General features: G+C 73.1%; 15 protein-coding genes and 1 pseudogene. 12 read left to right on the top strand and 4 right to left on the bottom strand.

Going from position 1 to position 17,586, the window contains the following annotated elements; all coding sequences use genetic code 11:
* Positions 1-240: 240 nt before the first annotated feature.
* Positions 241-1,425: a MarP family serine protease gene (locus tag IO36_RS28705; RefSeq protein WP_037623969.1), complete on the top strand. Its 1,185-nt coding sequence runs from the start codon at positions 241-243 to the stop codon at positions 1,423-1,425.
* A gap of 9 nt (positions 1,426-1,434) precedes the next feature.
* Here IO36_RS28705 and IO36_RS28700 read toward each other — a convergent pair whose 3' ends face one another.
* The gene (locus tag IO36_RS28700) at positions 1,435-1,932 is read right to left on the bottom strand and encodes a GNAT family N-acetyltransferase (RefSeq protein ID WP_209441281.1); all 498 of its coding nucleotides are present in this window, start codon (positions 1,930-1,932) and stop codon (positions 1,435-1,437) included.
* 72 nt (positions 1,933-2,004) lie between these two features.
* On the opposite strand from IO36_RS28700, the gene IO36_RS28695 reads away from it, so the two are divergent.
* Positions 2,005-2,922 (top strand): TIGR01777 family oxidoreductase, encoded by a 918-nt coding sequence (locus IO36_RS28695; RefSeq protein ID WP_037623967.1) that lies wholly within the window; start codon positions 2,005-2,007, stop codon positions 2,920-2,922.
* Positions 2,923-3,282: 360 nt separating this feature from the next.
* Positions 3,283-4,677, top strand: a complete 1,395-nt coding sequence (locus tag IO36_RS28690; protein ID WP_245173522.1) for an NAD(P)/FAD-dependent oxidoreductase — start codon at positions 3,283-3,285, stop codon at positions 4,675-4,677.
* A 122-nt stretch (positions 4,678-4,799) separates the two neighbouring features.
* Here IO36_RS28690 and IO36_RS28685 read toward each other — a convergent pair whose 3' ends face one another.
* The gene (locus IO36_RS28685; protein ID WP_037623966.1) at positions 4,800-6,272 is read right to left on the bottom strand and encodes an NsdA family TPR-like regulatory protein; all 1,473 of its coding nucleotides are present in this window, start codon (positions 6,270-6,272) and stop codon (positions 4,800-4,802) included.
* A 331-nt stretch (positions 6,273-6,603) separates the two neighbouring features.
* Here IO36_RS28685 and lipB point away from each other — a divergent pair, with 331 nt between their 5' ends.
* The 4 genes from lipB to IO36_RS28665 all read left to right on the top strand — a co-directional run bounded on the left by lipB (position 6,604) and on the right by IO36_RS28665 (position 9,792).
* Positions 6,604-7,413 carry a lipoyl(octanoyl) transferase LipB gene (gene lipB, locus IO36_RS28680; protein WP_037623965.1) on the top strand — a complete coding sequence of 270 codons (810 nt, stop codon included), beginning with the start codon at positions 6,604-6,606 and terminating at the stop codon, positions 7,411-7,413.
* Between the two features lie 131 nt (positions 7,414-7,544).
* Positions 7,545-8,510, top strand: coding sequence for a lipoyl synthase (gene lipA, locus IO36_RS28675; protein WP_037623963.1), 966 nt, complete (start codon positions 7,545-7,547; stop codon positions 8,508-8,510).
* A gap of 293 nt (positions 8,511-8,803) precedes the next feature.
* Positions 8,804-8,998 carry an SCO2195 family GlnR-regulated protein gene (locus IO36_RS28670; RefSeq protein ID WP_037623961.1) on the top strand — a complete coding sequence of 65 codons (195 nt, stop codon included), beginning with the start codon at positions 8,804-8,806 and terminating at the stop codon, positions 8,996-8,998.
* A gap of 95 nt (positions 8,999-9,093) precedes the next feature.
* Positions 9,094-9,792 (top strand): DUF4191 domain-containing protein, encoded by a 699-nt coding sequence (locus tag IO36_RS28665; protein ID WP_037623959.1) that lies wholly within the window; start codon positions 9,094-9,096, stop codon positions 9,790-9,792.
* 839 nt (positions 9,793-10,631) lie between these two features.
* On the opposite strand, the gene IO36_RS28660 is transcribed toward IO36_RS28665, so the two are convergent.
* The gene (locus IO36_RS28660; RefSeq protein WP_037623957.1) at positions 10,632-11,099 is read right to left on the bottom strand and encodes an RDD family protein; all 468 of its coding nucleotides are present in this window, start codon (positions 11,097-11,099) and stop codon (positions 10,632-10,634) included.
* Positions 11,100-11,298: 199 nt separating this feature from the next.
* Between IO36_RS28660 and glnA the strand changes: the two genes are divergently transcribed.
* The 5 genes and pseudogenes from glnA to IO36_RS44940 form a co-directional block, all read left to right on the top strand.
* Positions 11,299-12,708, top strand: a complete 1,410-nt coding sequence (gene glnA, locus IO36_RS28655; protein WP_037623956.1) for a type I glutamate--ammonia ligase — start codon at positions 11,299-11,301, stop codon at positions 12,706-12,708.
* Positions 12,709-12,939: 231 nt separating this feature from the next.
* Positions 12,940-13,881: a zinc metalloprotease HtpX gene (gene htpX, locus IO36_RS28650; protein WP_037623955.1), complete on the top strand. Its 942-nt coding sequence runs from the start codon at positions 12,940-12,942 to the stop codon at positions 13,879-13,881.
* Positions 13,882-13,885: 4 nt separating this feature from the next.
* Positions 13,886-14,470: a PspA-associated protein PspAB gene (gene pspAB / locus IO36_RS28645; RefSeq protein ID WP_037623954.1), complete on the top strand. Its 585-nt coding sequence runs from the start codon at positions 13,886-13,888 to the stop codon at positions 14,468-14,470.
* Between the two features lie 88 nt (positions 14,471-14,558).
* Positions 14,559-15,179: a DUF1269 domain-containing protein gene (locus IO36_RS28640; protein ID WP_051901023.1), complete on the top strand. Its 621-nt coding sequence runs from the start codon at positions 14,559-14,561 to the stop codon at positions 15,177-15,179.
* Positions 15,180-15,285: 106 nt separating this feature from the next.
* Positions 15,286-16,116, top strand: a pseudogene (locus IO36_RS44940) (alpha/beta hydrolase); the annotation flags it as partial.
* A 111-nt stretch (positions 16,117-16,227) separates the two neighbouring features.
* Here the strand turns inward: IO36_RS44940 and IO36_RS28630 are convergent.
* Complete coding sequence (locus IO36_RS28630; RefSeq protein ID WP_037623953.1) at positions 16,228-17,586, bottom strand: DUF2252 domain-containing protein; 1,359 nt, start codon at positions 17,584-17,586, stop codon at positions 16,228-16,230.

Here is a 17,586-nt window from a genome sequence, read left to right as displayed (position 1 = left end):
CCCTGCCCGGTCCGTATCCGAGGCCCCCGCGGCTTCCGGAAGACACGCATGGAGCCACCCTGACCCGGATCCGCGCGGGCCGCGATGTGTGGTGTGCCACCTGGTGGAACCATCGTGCGTGTCCGGGACGTTTTTACAGGTCCACGGGTGGGTGGCCGTCGCGGCGGCCACCCGAACGCGCGTGGCTGATCACCGGGCCCGCCCGACGCGTATTAAGGGGCCCTAGAGAAAGGCGGCTCCGTGGACGTGCTCGACCTCCTGCTGATGCTGGTCATCCTGGTGTACGCGGCGTCCGGGTACCGCCGCGGCCTGGTGGCCGGCTGCGTCTCGCTGGCGGGCTTCGTGGGCGGCGCCGTCATCGGCGTCTGGGTGCTGCCCTGGATGATGGAGCTGGTCACGGCGGGGACACCGGCGGCGACGGTCACGGCGGTGCTCACGGTCCTGGTGCCCGGCGTGGTGGGCCACGAGCTGGCCGGACGGCTGGCGCTGAAGCTGCGCCGCGAGCTGGACCAGGGGCCGCTGCGGGTGGCCGACGGGATCGGCGGGGCGGCCGCGAACACCCTGGCCGTGCTGCTGGTGGCCTGGGTGGCGGCGAGCGTCCTGGGCGCGTCCTCCTCGACGGTGGTGACGCAGTCGATCCGCAACTCCGCGCTGCTGGGCGCCGTGCAGAACTCGATGCCGGAGACCACGCCGACCTGGTTCGCGCGCGCCACCTCGGCCCTGACGGAGGCGGGCTTCCCGCAGGTCTTCAACCCCTTCGAGAACGAACCGACGGCCGGGGTCGCCAAGCCCTCCGGCGACAGCGTCACGCCGTCCGCGACGAACGCGGCCAAGCTGAGCACCGTGAAGGTCGAGGGCACCTCGGGCAACCAGGGCCGGGAGGGCAGCGGCTTCGTCTACGCCCCCCACCGGGTGATGACCAACGCGCACGTGGTGGCGGGCATCGACGGGCCGACCGTGCGGGTGGGCGGGGTGGGCCGCCCCTACCGGGCGCGGGTGGTCCTCTTCGACCCCCGCCGGGACGTCGCCGTGCTGTACGTGCCGGCCCTGCGGGCGCCGGTCCTCCACTTCGACGGGGTCGCCTCGCGCGGCGACTCCGCGGTGGTCGCGGGCTATCCGCAGGACGGCGGGCTCGACCTCCAGGCGGCCACCGTCGCGGGCCGCATCAACGCGACGGGCCAGAACATCTACAACACCGGCACGGTCACCCGCGAGATCTACTCGATCCGCTCGACCGTCCGCCCCGGCAACTCCGGCGGTCCGCTGCTGACCCCGGGCGGCAAGGTCTACGGCGTGGTCTTCGCCCGCTCGACCTCGGACGACGAGACGGGCTACGTCCTGACGGCGCACGAGGTCGCCGGCGACGCCCGCAAGGGCGCCCACGCCACGGCCCGCGTGGACACGGGCGACCTCGTCACCTCCTGACCGGGGCGATCACGGCCGCAGCGGGCGGCCCATCAGGACGTCGTCCACGTAGACGCCGTCCAGCAGGAACTCGCCGGGGAGGATTCCCTCGACGACGAACCCCTCGGACGCGTACAGCGTCCGTGCCGGGGTGTTGTGGCCGAGCACGCGCAGGGTGAGGCGCCGGGCCCCCTGGCGGCTCGCCTCCTCGCCCGCGGCCCGCAGCAGCGCCCGGCCCACCCCGGCGCCGCGGGCGTCGTCGGCGACGGCCAGGCCGAGGATCTGCCGGACGTGCGCGTTGCAGGCCAGCGGGGTCGGGAAGCCCAGCCGGATGTAGCCGGCCAGGCGGCCGTCGAGCTCGGCGACGATGTGGTCCCGGGGGCCGAACCGCTCGGTGTAGAAGGGCTCGTACGGCGGCCGGGGGCGCGGCATGACCGCGTGCAGGGTGGACCAGGTGTCACGGTCGATCCGGCCGAGCTCGTCCTCGTCGTCCAGGGTGGCGGTGCGTATCCGCGGAGCAGCTGACATAGCGGTCACTGTACGACCGCCGCGCGGCGGCCCCTTCCGTGAAGTCCGCGGCGGCGCGGGCAGGATGGACCCATGAGCGACTCACCGCTGTCCCCGGGTTCCCGCATCGTGATCGCCGGCGCGTCCGGCCTCATCGGTTCCGCGCTGGCGCGCTCCCTGAGCGCCGAGGGACACGAGGTGGTCCGGCTCGTGCGGCGCGAGCCGCGTTCGCCGGGGGAGATCCGCTGGGATCCGCAGCGCCGGCGGATCGACGCGGCGGGGCTGATCGGCTGTGCCGCGGTGGTCAATCTGGCGGGGGCCCCGATCGCGGGGCGGCCCTGGACCAGCGCGTACAAGCGGACCATCCGGGACAGCCGGGTGCTCGGGACGGCGACGCTCGCCGAGGCGGTGGCCTCGCTCGACGAACCACCGCGGGTGTTCGTCAACGGAAGCGCGATCGGGTTCTACGGCGACACCGGCGACCGCGCGGTGGACGAGTCGGCGCCGCCCGGGGACGGCTTCCTGTCCTCCGTCTGCGTGGAGTGGGAGAAGGCAGCGGCTCCCGCGCAGGATGCGGGCGTGCGCACCGTGCTGCCCCGGACCGGGCTCGTGGTGGCCCGCGAGGGCGGGGCCTGGGCCCGGCTGATCCCGCTGTTCCGGGCGGGGCTCGGGGGGCGGATGGGCAACGGGCGCCAGTACTGGAGCCATATCGCGCTGCACGACGAGGTGGCAGCCCTCCGCCATCTCATCGACACCGGGTCGCTGTCGGGACCGGTCAACCTGACCGCTCCCGACCCGCTCACCAACGGCGAGATCACCGAGGCCATGGGCCGGGTCCTGCGCCGCCCGACGCTGCTGACCGCGCCCGCCCCGCTGCTGCGCCTCGCCCTCGGCGACATGGCCGAGGACGTCCTGGGCAGCCAGCGGGTCCTGCCCACCCGCCTCCTGGAATCGGGCTTCACCTTCGCGTTCCCCTCGATCGAGGGAGCCCTGCGAGCGGCCCTGGGCTGAGAGGGGCCCCCGCGCGGGGCCGCTCCCTCCGCATGTGACGCCGAGTCACCCCCTCGCGTCCCCGGCCGGGGTGGGAAGCCTGCCAGGGAGTGGACGGGCAGCCCGACGGGGGCGCGACCGGAGGCCCGCCGGGGCTCGGGGAAGAACGTGTCCCGGGCGGACGGAACGCGGTTGCCGTCTCCGGGAGGGCCAACGGCCCCCGCCCGGCGGGCACATGCACCCCCCATGCCCCCGTGCACGGCCGCCGCGCCGCTTCCCCGGGGTGGCCGGACCTCGCACCCTCGATCCGAACCCGGGCATTCCAGAAGCGTGTTGGGGGCATGACGTCCCCACCGGCCGCGCAACCTCGAGGAGGGGCACGTGCTAGAGCCCGCACGCCACGCCACGCACACGGCAAGGATCGCGCAAGACGTCGACGTCGTCGTCGTGGGAGCCGGTGTCGCCGGCCTCGCGGCCGCACGGCATCTGACCGGGGCGGGGCTGAGGACCGCCGTCCTGGAGGCCGCTCCCCATGTGGGCGGCCGCATGTCCACGGAGAAGGTCGACGGCTTCCGGCTGGACCGGCTCGGCCGGCTCCTGTCCACCTCGTACCCGGAACTGCGCCACACCCCGGGCCTGGAGGGCCTCGTCCTGCGTCCGTTCGCACCGGGCGTGCTCCTGCACAGCGACGGCCACCGCCACCCCACGGGCGTGCCGGGCTCTCGACGGAGCGCGAGGGGCGCATTCACCACCGCGCGCGCCCTCGCGAGCGCCCCCCGGATCCCGCTGCCCCGGCCCGCGCGCGTGACCGCCCGCCCCGGACCGCTCGGCAGCCCCCTCGACCAGTCCCGGCTCGGGGTCGCCCTCGCCCGGATCGCCTCCACTCCGCCGGAGCGCCTGCTCACCCGCCCCGACCTCACCGCGGCGCGGGCGCTGGCCGCCCGGGGACTACCGGCACGTACGGTCGACGCCTTTCTGCGCCCCCTCCTCGCGGCCCTGCTGTGCGACCCGGATCTCGGCACGTCGAGCCGCCTGGCCGACCTCGCGCTGCACTCCTTCGCGACCGGCCGGCTGTGCCTGCCCGAGGGCGGCGCGGACGCGCTCCCCGAGCTGCTCGCGGCCGCCCTCCCGCCCGGGACCGTGCACACGGGCGTCGAGGTCACCGCCGTCTCCACGACCCGTGTCACGACCAGGGACCACGGCGAGGTCCGCTGCCGGGCCGTTCTGCTGGCGACCGGGGCGCGCGCCGCCGCCGGGTTCCTGCCAGGACTGCACGTCCCCGCCTTCCACCCGGTGACCGTGCTGCACCACACCACGGACGAACCGCCGCTGACCGAACCCGCGCTGATCCTGGACGCCGACCGCAGCGGTCCGGTGGCGCACACCGCGGTCGTCAGCCAGGTCGACCCGACCCGGGCACCCGCCGGCCGCGCCCTGGTCTCCTCGACCGTGCTCGGCACCCCGCCCGCCGCGGCCCACCTGGACGCGACCGTCCGCGCCCAGCTCGCCCGTCTCTACGGCACCTCGACGGCGCGCTGGGAGCTGCTGGCGGTCCATCACGAGCCCGAGGCGGTCCCGGCGATGCCGCCGCCGCACGACCCGCGCCGTCCCGTACGCCTGCTCGCGGGCCTGTACGTGTGCGGTGACCACCGGGACACCAGCACGGCGCAGGGGGCGCTGCACTCGGCCCGGCGGGCCGCCCACGCCCTCCTGAGGGACCTGGACGTCCACCCGGCCGCCCCGCTGGCCGAACCCCTGGAGCCGGCCGCCGCCTGACCCCCGGCCCCCCGGGGGCCGGGGGCACCCGGGCGCGCACCCCGCCCGCGCCCGGAAGCGGTCAGCGAGCTTCCCGGTCTCCGGTTCCCCAGGCCGGAGACCGGGGACGGCCCGGACCCCGCTCAGCTCAGCGCGGCCACCTTGTCGCGGTACCCCCGCACGGGAGCCGCGTCCTTGTACGGTTCGAGCCGCTTCTCGAAGTCCCGCACGTACTCGACGGCCCGCGCCGACCGCATCTCCGCCGCCTGCCCCGCGGCCTCAGCGCCGAGCAGACAGGCCTGGTCGAGCTCGCCGAGGCCGAGCCGCGCCGAGGCGAGCACCACCCGGCAGAACAGCCGGCTGCGCGCGTAGCCGGGCGCCCTCAGCTGGAGCGAGCGCTCGGCATGCTGCGCCGCCGCCCGGAACTGCTGCAGGTCGCGGTGGCAGTGGCCGAACTCGTCCGCGAGCTGGGCCTCGTCGAAGTACCGGGCCCAGTGCGGGACCTCGTCGCCGGTCCGGGACGCCTCCAGCGCGCGTTCGGCCCGGACCAGGGAGGCCGTGCAGGCCCGTACCTCGCCGAGCACCCCGTGACCGCGCGCCTCCACGGCGTGCAGCAGCGCCTGCACGACCTGCGGGCCCCCCGAGCCGAGGCCCTGCTGCGCCACCCGGGCGAGCTGCACGGCCTCGCGCCCGTGGCCGAGGTAGACGGCCTGGCGGCTCATGGTGATCAGCACGTACGAGCCGTACACCCGGTCGCCCGCGGCCTGCGCGAGCCGCAGCGCCTGGACGAAGTAGCGCTGCGCGAGCCCGTGCGCGCCGATGTCGTACGACGTCCAGCCGGCGAGCCGGGTGAGGTCGGCGGCCGCGGCGAACAGGTGCCGGCCGGTCTGCTCTCCGTAGGCGCCGCGCAGCATCGGCTCGGCCTCGTGCTCCAGGTAGCGCACGAGGGCCTGGCGGGCGTGGCCGCCGCCGTAGGCGTGGTCGAGGGCGCGGAAGAGTTCGCCGACCGAGCGGAGCGCGGCGATGTCCCCGCCGCTGACGCGCTGGCCGGGGCCCCGCTCGGTCCGGCCGCGCCGGGAGGCGGGTCCCCCCTGCTCGGGCGGTGCCGTGAGCTTGGGCACGGCCGGGCGGCCCTGGGCGGGGATGCGGGCCGGCTGCTCGCCGCGGGCGACCCGGTCGTCGGCCCGGCCGATCAGCCAGTCGCGGCTGGGCACGACGAGCCCGGCCGGGGTGAAGGCGATCTTGCGGAGCTCGGCGTGGCTCCCGGAGTCCTTGCGCCACAGACCGCTGACGATGTCCACGGCCTCCTCGGGGGTCGCGGCGAACTCCAGCCCGGCGTACACGGGCGCGCAGGCGTCGAGCCCGAGGTCCTGCGCGCTCAGCCGGCGGCCGAGGCGGCGGGTGAACACCTCGGCGATGAGCGCGGGGGTGGTCCCGCGGGGCTGCTGGCCGCGCAGCCAGCGGGTCACCGATGTCTTGTCGTATCTCAGGTCCAGTCCGTGTTCCAGTCCGAGCTGGTCGACCCGACGGGCGAGACCTGCGTTGGAGAACCCCGCTTCTGCGATGAGCGCGGCGAGCTGTCGGTTGGGCGTGCGCTGCGCGGGTCGTTCCGTCATCTGCGGTGCGGTCTCCTGCCTTCGGGTCCCCAGGGCTGTCTCGGGACGGCGTGAGAACGTGCTTGCGCCTCCCGAGGCCCCCCTGTGCCCGGATTGCCTGTGAGCAGCCCTTATGGCCTCGTGAACGGCGCGAATGTAGCGGAGCGTGAGCACGTCATCGCACACATCGACATTCATTCATCCGATCGTGTGAGGATTGACCGTCGAGCTGACGCGGCGCGGTCGGACGTACAGTGGCGTGGGCGCGCCACGGACCTGACGAAAGGTTCCTCCGCGTGCCCCGCACGGGGACCACCACGTGCCCGAGGAAGCTTCTAGGGAGGCGCTTGCCGTGAGTGAGTTGCGGTTCGTCCGCATGGGATTCGGTGCCGAGGCCGTCGAGTACCAGGAGGCGTGGGACGAGCAGCGCCGTGTCCACGCGGCCCGCTTCCTGGACGAGATCCCGGACACCTGCCTGCTCCTGGAGCACCCCCCGGTCTACACGGCGGGCCGGCGCACGGCGGACAACGAGCGGCCCCTGGACGGCACCCCCGTCATCGACGTGGACCGCGGCGGCAAGATCACCTGGCACGGTCCGGGCCAGCTGGTCGGCTACCCCATCCAGAAGCTTCCGCGTCCCGTGGACGTCGTAGCGCACGTGCGCCGTCTCGAGGAGGCGCTCATCCGCACCTGCGCGGAGTTCGGCCTGGAGACGAGCCGGGTCGAGGGCCGCAGCGGCGTCTGGGTCCTCGGCGACCCCAAGGACCCCGCCCAGGGAACCTCCTCCGGGCTGGGCGGCCTGTCCCTGGACTTCGACCCCCGGCTGACGGACGAGGAGTTCGACCCGCGGCTCAACGGCCCGGAGTACGCCCCCTCCAACGCCGGCCAGCGCCGCGAGGACCGCAAGATCGCCGCGATCGGCATCCGTGTCGCCAAGGGCGTGACCATGCACGGCTTCGCGCTGAACGTGAACCCGGACAACGTCTGGTTCGACCGGATCATCCCGTGCGGCATCCGCGACGCGGGCGTCGCCTCCCTCGCGGCCGAGCTGGGCCGGGACGTCACCATCGCCGAGGTCCTGCCGGTGGCCGAGCGGCACCTCAGGGACGTCCTGGCGAACGCGGACCTGAGGCCGCGCGTCGTGGAACGCGCGACCGCCTAGACTCCGCCCGCCCGCGGCGAAACCCCTCCGGGAATGCACCCCCGCTCCCGAAGGTTGCCCACGTCGGGGGCCGAGCACCGCACGGGCGTACCCTGGTGTACGCCGAAGAATCGAAGTTACAGGGAGCCGATGTGTCCGCAGTCGCACCCGACGGACGCAAGATGCTGCGCCTGGAGGTCCGGAACAGCCAGACCCCCATCGAGCGCAAGCCCGAGTGGATCAAGACCCGGGCGAAAATGGGCCCCGAGTACACGAAGATGCAGGGCCTGGTGAAGAGCGAGGGCCTGCACACGGTCTGCCAGGAGGCGGGCTGTCCCAACATCTACGAGTGCTGGGAGGACCGCGAGGCCACGTTCCTCATCGGCGGTGACCAGTGCACGCGGCGCTGCGACTTCTGCCAGATCGACACGGGCAAGCCCGAGGCCCTCGACCGCGACGAGCCGCGCCGGGTCGGCGAGTCCGTCGTGACGATGGACCTGAACTACGCCACCATCACCGGCGTCGCCCGCGACGACCTGGAGGACGGCGGTGCCTGGCTGTACGCCGAGACGGTCCGCCAGATCCACGCGCAGACGGCGGGCCGCGAGGCCGGCCGCACCAAGGTCGAACTGCTCGCCCCGGACTTCAACGCCGAGCCCGAGCAGCTGGCCGAGGTCTTCTCCTCGCGTCCCGAGGTGTTCGCGCACAACGTCGAGACGGTCCCGAGGATCTTCAAGCGGATCCGCCCCGGCTTCCGCTACGAGCGCTCGCTCAAGGTCATCACCGAGGCCCGTGACTACGGTCTGGTCACGAAGTCGAACCTGATCCTCGGCATGGGCGAGACCCGCGAGGAGGTCAGCGAGGCGCTCCAGCAGCTGCACGACGCGGGCTGCGAGCTCATCACGATCACGCAGTACCTGCGTCCCTCCGTGCGCCACCACCCCGTGGAGCGCTGGGTCAAGCCGCAGGAGTTCGTGGAGCTCAAGGAGGAGGCCGAGGAGATCGGCTTCTCCGGCGTCATGTCGGGCCCGCTGGTCCGCTCCTCGTACCGGGCCGGCCGCCTGTACCAGATGGCCGTCGAGAAGCGCGGCGCGTACGTCGCCTCCCAGGCGGTCTGATCCCCCGAACGGCACACGTTGCGAAAGGAAAGCGGTGGCACTCGGTGCCACCGCTTTCGTGTGAATCCGCGCACAAGCAACTCCCCCTTCACAACGGCCCGTTCACACCCCCTCACGGCATCCGCCCAGTTGAACCGCGCATCAGCAACGGGGCGGGAAAAGGACCCGCGGTATCAAGGCTTCATTGGTGTTTGACCGCTCGGTCACGTACTGGTAACACCAATCAGTGACTCTGGTTCCACGTCACCACACGTCCCCGTCCGAGCCGTCGATCCCGAGGGGGGATCCACATCATGCAGGCCGCGCCCGTACGCGCCACACCGATTCCGTCGTTCACCGATGCACTGCGTGCCGTCGAGTCGCTGCTCATGAGCAGCGGGCAGCGCACCGCCCGTCGCAACGCCTGGACCTCCGTCCTGGAGGACCGCCGCCGGGCCAAGGACCGGGTCGAGGCGCAGCGCGTGCTGGAATCCGTCTCGCACTCCTGAACGACGGGCCTCCGTCGTCGTTCCTCCGGCAGAGCGGTCCAGCTCACTCCCCACTGCCGTCGTCCGCGCCGTCCGGGCCACGTAGACTCGTGGGCATGGCGAGGAAGGAACCCGCAGCGGACGCTGCGAACCCCGGGCGACTCAAGCAGATCGCTCTGACGTACAAAATGACCCGCAAGGCCGATTCCAAGATCGGTCTTGTACTCGCGGCTGTCGGAATTCTCACCCTCGGTGTCTTCCTCGCGATCGGCTTCTTGATCGGCCACCCGGTCTATCTCGGGATTCTCGGGCTTCTGCTCGCCTTCCTCGCGACGGCGATCGTGTTCGGCCGTCGGGCCGAGCGGGCCGCCTTCGGGCAGATGGAAGGCCAGCCGGGCGCGGCCGCGGCGGTGCTCGACAACATCGGCCGGGGCTGGACCACGACTCCGGCGGTGGCGATGAACCGCAGCCAGGACGTGGTGCACCGCGCCGTCGGCAAGGCCGGCATCGTGCTGGTGGCCGAGGGCAACCCGAACCGGGTGAAGGTCCTGCTGGCCGCCGAGAAGAAGAAGATGGCGCGGATCGTGTCGGACGTCCCGGTGCACGACATCATGGTCGGCACGGGCGAGGGCCAGGTGGAGCTGAAGAAGCTCCGCACGACCATGCTGAAGCTGCCGCGTGTGCTCGCCGGCCCACAGGTCACCGCGACCAACGACCGGCTGCGCGCGATGGGCGACCTGATGAGCAACATGCCCCTGCCGAAGGGCCCGATGCCCAAGGGCATGCGGATGCCGCGCGGCGGCCCGCGCCGCTGAACGTGCTCGCGCCGGCCTGACCAGTCCTACGACGATGGGGCGCCCCGGAATCTCCGGGGCGCCCCATCGTCGTTCGCGGACCTCCTCGACGGGGCGGGTCACGGCGGCTGCGCGGGCCCTCGCCGGGGGCTGGTCGTTGTGGGCACGCCGGCCGGCGCCGGGGCGGGTCGCGGTGAGTGTTCCGGCTCGCGCCGGGGGGCGGGTCGCGGTGAGTGCTCCGGCCAGCGCCGGGGGGCGGGTCGCGGTGAGTGCTCCGGCCCGCGCCGGGGCCGGTCTTCGCGGGCGTGCCCAGCCGGGGCCGGCCTGCCGCCGCGTATCCAGTCGGCCCTCACCGGGATCGATCGCAGCGGGTGGGCCGCTCGGCCGTCCTCGCCGGAACGGGCGCGCCGGGCATCATGGGCTGCCGCTCGGCGGAGCGAGGCGAGGTCGCCGTGACGTCGGGCCGTCCGGCTCCGCCGCCCCGGGAGCCGGGTACTCCGGGCGTGGCCGGGTGTCTCACAGCAGGGCTGGGGCTCTGCCGACCGGCGGGATGCGCCCAGGTCCGCCCCGGGTGCCGCTCCGCGGAGGCGGGACGTGCCGGACTTTGCAGGCCGGCGGCGTGCACCGGGGGCGGGGCCGGGTGTCCTTCGGCGGAGGTGCGGCGCAGCGGGCTCTGCCGACCGGCGGCTGCGCCGGGGTGCGGCCCGGGTTTCGCTCCGTGGGGCGGGACGTGCCGGGCTCTGCCGACCGGCAGGGGTGCGCCGGGTGTCGTTCCGCGGAGGTGGGGCTCGGCGGGCTCTGGCGGCCGGCGGGGGGCGGAGGGTCGCCCGGGAGCGCGGGCCCCCGTGAGGGGGCTCGGGTCAGATGCGGACTTCGATCGTGCGGGCCAGGCGGTCGTGGAGGCCTCGGCCGTCGCGGTCCCAGATCAGGGCCGGGACGGCCACGCACAGGAGAGCCGTGCGCAGCAGGACGCGCAGCGGGTTCGGGCGGCCGCCGCCCTCGGCGACGACCCGCAGGCCCAGCAGTCGCTTGCCCGGGGTGAAGCCGACCGTACCCACCGTGAGGAGGCCAAGGACGAAGAAGACGAGCAGGGCCCAGTTGCCCGTGGCCTGGCCGTAGCCGTCGGTGAGCAGCCCGTATGCGATCAGGAGGCACAGACCCCAGTCGACCGCGAGGGCGCCCAGCCGGCGGCCGGGGCGGGCGATCGAGCCCGGTCCGTGCTCCGGGAGACCGAGCTGTTCGCCCCGGTATCCGAAGTCGACACCGGCATCCTCCGCCGCCGCGCGGGGGCCGGAGAGCCACGATCCGATTGCTTGCCTGTTGTCCACCCGTCCAAGGTACTGTGCCCGTTTTGCCATACGGACAGGAGGGGCCCGAAGGGCCGCAGTCGGTTAACTTGGGCGAAACAAACGGGTCACGCTGGAGAAATCCCCCGTCCCTAAGGTCGGCTCCAGCGTGTGCCACCGCACTGGCCGCACGAACGAACTACCACCCCGGTCCACTGTGGGCGGGAGTAGGAGGAGCTGGATGTTCCAGAACGCCGACGAGGCCAAGAAGTTCATCGCGGACGAGGACGTCAAGTTCGTAGATGTCCGTTTCTGCGACCTGCCGGGTGTGATGCAGCACTTCACGATCCCGGCCGAGGCCTTCGACCCGGCCGAGGAGCTCGCCTTCGACGGCTCCTCCATCCGCGGCTTCCAGGCCATCCACGAGTCCGACATGGCGCTCCGCGCCGACCTGTCCACCGCGCGCGTCGACCCCTTCCGCCGCGACAAGACGGTCAACATCAACTTCTTCATCCACGACCCGATCACGGGCGAGCAGTACTCCCGTGACCCGCGCAACGTGGCCAAGAAGGCCGAGGCCTACCTCGCCTCGACCGGTATCGCCGACACCGCGTACTTCGGTCCCGAGGCCGAGTTCTACGTGTTCGACAGCGTGCGCTTCAAGACCGCCGAGAACGAGTCCTTCTACCACATCGACTCCGAGGCCGGCGCCTGGAACACCGGTGCCCTCGAGGACAACCGCGGTTACAAGGTCCGCTACAAGGGCGGCTACTTCCCGACCCCGCCGGTCGACCACTTCGCCGACCTGCGTGCCGAGATCTCCCTGGAGCTGGCCAACTCCGGCCTCCAGGTCGAGCGCCAGCACCACGAGGTGGGCACGGCCGGCCAGGCCGAGATCAACTACAAGTTCAACACGCTGCTCGCCGCGGCCGACGACCTCCAGCTCTTCAAGTACATCGTGAAGAACGTCGCCTGGCGCAACGGCAAGACCGCGACCTTCATGCCGAAGCCGATCTTCGGCGACAACGGCTCGGGCATGCACGTCCACCAGTCGCTGTGGAGCGGCGGCTCCCCGCTGTTCTACGACGAGGCCGGCTACGCGGGCCTGTCGGACATGGCCCGCTACTACATCGGCGGCATCCTCAAGCACGCGCCGTCGCTGCTGGCCTTCACCAACCCGACGGTGAACTCGTACCACCGTCTGGTCCCCGGCTTCGAGGCCCCGGTCAACCTGGTCTACTCGCAGCGCAACCGCTCCGCGGCCATGCGCATCCCGATCACGGGCTCGAACCCGAAGGCCAAGCGCGTCGAGTTCCGCGCGCCCGACTCCTCCGGCAACCCGTACCTGGCGTTCTCGGCCCTGCTGATGGCCGGTCTGGACGGCGTGAAGAACAAGATCGAGCCGGCCGAGCCGATCGACAAGGACCTGTACGAGCTGGCTCCCGAGGAGCACGCGGGCGTGGCCCAGGTCCCGACCTCGCTCCCGGCCGTCCTCGACTCGCTGGAGCGCGACCACGAGTTCCTGCTCGCGGGCGACGTGTTCACGTCCGACCTGATCGAGACGTGGATCGACTACAAGCGCACCAACGAGATCGCGCCGCTCCAGCTGCGTCCGCACCCGCACGAGTTCGAGCTGTACTTCGACGTGTAGATCCGTCGCTCCAGCCGCACACGTCACCGGCCGCGTCCTTCCTCCGGGAGGGGCGCGGCCGGCGCGTTTCCCCCCGCCGCGTGCGGTGCGGGCCCGGCACCACGGGCGCTGCCGGGTCCCCTGCCGTGGGTGGTTCTTTGCCCGCCGCAGGGCCGATCGGCACCGGTTCATGGGGAATCGCGGGCGCACAATGGAAAGCGGGACGAGTGCCTGACTGCGGGGTGGTGCGAGATGCGGAGCCGGTTCCGGAACGATCGGCAGCTGACCGTGCGGATGACGGTCACGCTGTTCCTGCTCGGATTGCTGTACGTGGCCTTCGTCGCCGCGCTGATCGTGTTGCTGAAGTCGTGGGTGCTGGTCGTCGTGATCGCGGCCGGGGTGCTGATCGCGCAGTACTGGTTCTCGGACCGGATCGCGCTGTACGCCATGCACGGGCGGATCGTGGAGCGCGAGGAGTACCCGCAGCTCCACGGAGTCGTCGACCGGCTGTGCGCCGTGGCCGACATGCCGAAGCCGCTGGTCGCCGTGTCGGACATCGACATGCCGAACGCGTTCGCCACCGGACGCAACGCCGATCACGCGGTGCTGTGCGTGACCACCGGGCTGCTGCGCCGGCTGGAGCCCGACGAACTGGAGGGCGTCCTCGCGCACGAGCTGTCGCACGTGGCGCACAAGGACGTCGCCGTGATCACCGTGGCCTCCTTCCTCGGGGTCCTCGCCGGGCTGATCGTGCGGTTCGCGTTCTACTCGCAGCTGTTCGGCGGGCGGGGCCGCAAGGACCAGAACACCGTCGCGATCTTCATGGCGGTGATGGCGGTGTCCGCGGCCGTGTACGCGATCAGTTTCATGCTGATCAGGGCACTCTCCCGGTACCGCGAGCTGGCCGCCGACCGGGCCGCCGCCCTGCTCACCGGCCGCCCCTCGGCGCTGGCGTCCGCGCTGACCAAGGTGACCGGGGACATCGGCCGGATCCCGACGAAGGACCTGCGGACCGCGCAGGCCTTCAACGCCTTCTACTTCACCCCCGCGCTCGGCGCCCAGCCGGGCATCGCCAACCTGTTCTCGACCCACCCGAGCCTGGAGCAGCGGCTGGAACAGCTGGCCCGCATCTCCGCCGAGCTAGGCGAGCCCGCGGTGCCGGACACGAGCACCCCGACCGGAGAGGCCCTCTGACCGCATGGGGTTCCTGGACATCCTGCTGGGCCGCAGCAAGCCCGCCGTTCCCGATCTCGACCAGCTCTTCGGACTGCCGTCGGCGGCCGTGACCCTCCAGGCGGCGGCCGGGTTCACCCCGACCGGCACGGGAGCGGTGTGCTTCGCGTCCGCCGAGGGCGGCGCCTTCGCCCAGGCCCATCAGGAGGCGCAGGCGCTGCTGGACGCCGACACCGAACGGACCGGTCCGCCGGTGGAGCGGACCCGGGACGAGTACGGCTACTCGTGGCTGGTCTCCCGCCGCGCCCCGGACGACCTGCCGGCGCTGGTGAGCGATCTGCACGCGGTCAACAGCTCGCTGGAGGGCTCCGGCTTCGGCCCCCAGCTGCTGTGTTCCGTGGTGGGCTTCGAGGACGCCGGCGGACGGCGGCTCGGTCTGGTCTATCTGTACAAGCGCGGCACCTTCTACCCCTTCGCGCCGCTCCCCGGCGAGGGCGAGCGGCGCGACAACGCGCTCGAACTCCAGATCAAGGCGGTCCTGACCGACGACCTGCGCGTCGAGACGGACCTGGCCCGCTGGTTCCCGATCTGGGGCGCACCGGGGCTGTGACACCCCGGTCCGCACCCCGTTTCCTCCCGACTGCACCCCGCCCCATATCGCTATAAAGTCGGACGGAATCGACACAAGGGGTGCCCTCATGAGCAATCTGTTCGTCGTCGCCTACGACGATGTCGCCACCGCCGGGCAAGTCCGCGACAAGCTGTTCGAGCTGTCGAAGCAGCACCTCGTCGAGTTGGAGGACGCGGTCGTCGTCGAGCGGAGCGAGGACGGCAGGATCAAGCTCCACCAGGCGGTCAGCCACACGGCCATCGGCGCGGCGGGCGGCGCCCTGTGGGGCGGTGTCATCGGTCTGCTCTTCCTGGCCCCGCTGCTCGGCGCGGCGGTGGGCGCGGCGGCCGGCGCGGCCGGAGGCGCGGTCACGGACACCGGGATCAACGACAAGTTCATGAAGGATCTCAGCCAGAATCTGCGGCCCGGCGCGGCCGCGCTGTTCGTCCTGGTCAAGCAGGCGGCCGGGGACAAGGTCATCCCCCAGATCGCCGAGTTCGGCGGCCAGTTGGTGCAGACCTCGCTGAGCCAGGAGCAGGAGGACCACCTGCGGGAGGCGGTCGCCGCGGCCCGGGCGAAGGCGTCCGCGGCCACCGAGGCCCCGGCGACCGAGGCCCCGGCGGCGTCGGCCGGCACCACCGAGCCCCCGGCGGCAGCGCCCGGCACCACCGCACCGGACGCCGACGGCACTCCCGCCGCCTCCTCCTGAGTCTGCCTCTCCCCCCGTCAACGCCCCCTGTCGTCACCGTGGTTGACCGGCCGTTCCGGCGGCCCCCGGTCACCGCGGTGCCCGGTCCGCGTGCGTCAATGGGGAGATGCTCTCTCCCTTCACGCACGACCACGACGGTGAACGACTGAGCTGTGTCCGCGGCGGCGGGGACTTCGCCGGTGACGGCGCGGCGACCGTCGTCCTGCTGCACGGCGCGGGCAACGGCAGCAAGGAGCGGCTGCTCCCGCTGCTCGCCGACTTCGCCGACCGCGGCTGCGCAGGGCTGGCGTTCGACTTCTCCGGGCACGGCGAGAGCACCGGCACCCTGGGCGCGCTGAGCCTTCGGCGGCGGTTCGAGCAGGCCGTGTCGGTGATCGACGCGACGGTTCCGGCCGGGGCCCCGCTGATCCTGGCCGGGTTCAGCATGAGCGGTCAGACGGTGGCCGATCTCGCCCGGCACTACGGACGGCGCACGGTCGCCCTCGTACTGTGCGCGCCCGCTGTGTACGCCGCCGAGGCCTGGCCCCTCCCCTTCGAGGACCCGGAAGACCCCGCCCGGCCGGAGGAGCCCACAGGCGTCACGCGGTCCGAGGCCCCGGAAGGCCCCGCCCGGCCCGAGGAGCCCACAGGCGTCACGCGGTCCGAGGCCCAGGGCGTGCAGAGCCGCTTCAGCCGGATCATCCGTACCCCCGGCACCTGGCGGGAGGCTCCCGCGCTCGACGTGCTGCGGGCGTACGAGGGCCGGGCGGTGCTCGCCGTGCCCGCCGCGGACGCCGTCATCCCGCCCGAGGTGACGCGGGCCGTGACCGACGCGCTCTCCGCCCGCGCCGACTTCTCCCGCCTCGAACTGCCCGACGCCGACCATCTGCTGGGGCTCTGGTTCCGTGACCACGCCGAGGACCGGCGGCGCCTGGTGGACCTCGCGCTCACCGGACTCCGGGCGCCGGTCCGCCCGGCCGCCGGCGCCCGCGCGGACGGCGGCGCCTGAGCGGACGGCGCCCAGGAAGCGGCGCCCGACGGGACGGCCGCCGAGGATGCGGCCGCCGTCTCACACGCCCGGTGCCGCCGGGACCACGCCCGCGATGACCGCCGCGCCCAGGGCCGCGTGGTCGGCGGCGTTGCGGTCCGAGTAGCGCAGCGCGAAGTCCGCGACGGCGCGCTCGAAGGTGTCGGCGCCGCCGAGGTAGGCGGCGATGGCGACCCGGTCTCCGGAGCGGGCGTGGGCGCGGGCCAGGGCCGTGCCGCACAGCCGGGCGTAGGAGCGCAGTTCACCCGGGCTCATGCCGGCGACGTCCGCGGCCCCCGTCCGCTCGTGCAGCTGGCGCCAGTAGAACGCGCGCCCCTCTGGGCCGGTCGTCCAGCCGAGGAAGACGTCGCCCGCGGCCTGCATCAGCCGCTGCCCCGCGACGACCCTGCGCCCGGGGTGGACGTAGGGACCGCTCGGCAGATGCTCCTCCAGCACGGAGCGGCCCGCCTGCTTGATCTGGAGGAACAGCGGGTCGTCGGCGTCCCGCCCGGCGAGCAGGACGATGAAGCAGCGGGTGCCGACGCTGCCCACGCCGACGACCTTGCGGGCCGCGTCGAGGAACCGGTACCGGTCGAGGAGCAGACGGCGTTCCTCGGGGAGCGTGGAGCGGTAGTCGCTGAAGATCTTGCGGAGCGAGGCCATGTCCATGGATCCGGCCGGTTCCAGCAGCGGCGGGTCGTGGACGATGCGGCGGCGTCCGCCGACGGTCTCGGTGAGTTTGCCGAGCGCCTGCAGGCTGGTGCGGCGGCGGGCCCGGGTGAGGGTGGCCTCGGCGCGCCGGCGCCGGCGTCCCGAGCGGACCAGCGGCAGCAGCAGATCGGCGTCGATGTGCTGGTACCAGACGGTCAGTTCGCCCTGCCGGGCCAGGCGCCGGACCGCCTCGCGGTACTGCCCGGCGGCGGCCCGGGCCGCGCCGAAGACGTGCTCCTCCTTGTGCCCGTTCTCCCGGGCGGCGACCGCGACGCTGGCGGCGAGCCGTTTGACGTCCCACTCGAAGGGGCCGGGGAAGGTCTCGTCGAAGTCGTTGAGGTCGAACAGCAGGGGGCGTTCCGGGGCGGCGTACAGGCCGAAGTTGAGCAGGTGGGCGTCGCCGCACAGCTGGACGGTGAGCCCGGTGTGGGGCTGGGCGGCCAGGTCGGCCGCCATGACGGCGGCGCCCCCGCGCAGGAACGCGAGGGGGGAGCCCGCCATCCGGGCGTAGCGGATGGGCAGCAGTTCCGGAAGCCGGTCCCGGCCCTGCGTCTGCAGGAGGCCGACGGGATCGGGGCGGTCGGCGGCGGGGATCCAGGTGCCGTGCGCGGAGCGGGGCACCCGCTTGCGGGCCGCCCGGCCCCGGGCGGCCCGGTCCGCCGTGCTCGCCGTGACACTGTCGCGGAGCAC

It is taken from the genome of Streptomyces aureus (assembly GCF_000725495.1).
GTDB classification, from domain to species: Bacteria; Actinomycetota; Actinomycetes; order Streptomycetales; family Streptomycetaceae; genus Streptomyces; species Streptomyces aureus_B.
The sequence above is the reverse complement of the archived record's forward strand: the minus strand, read 5'-3'. Positions and strand labels throughout refer to the sequence as shown.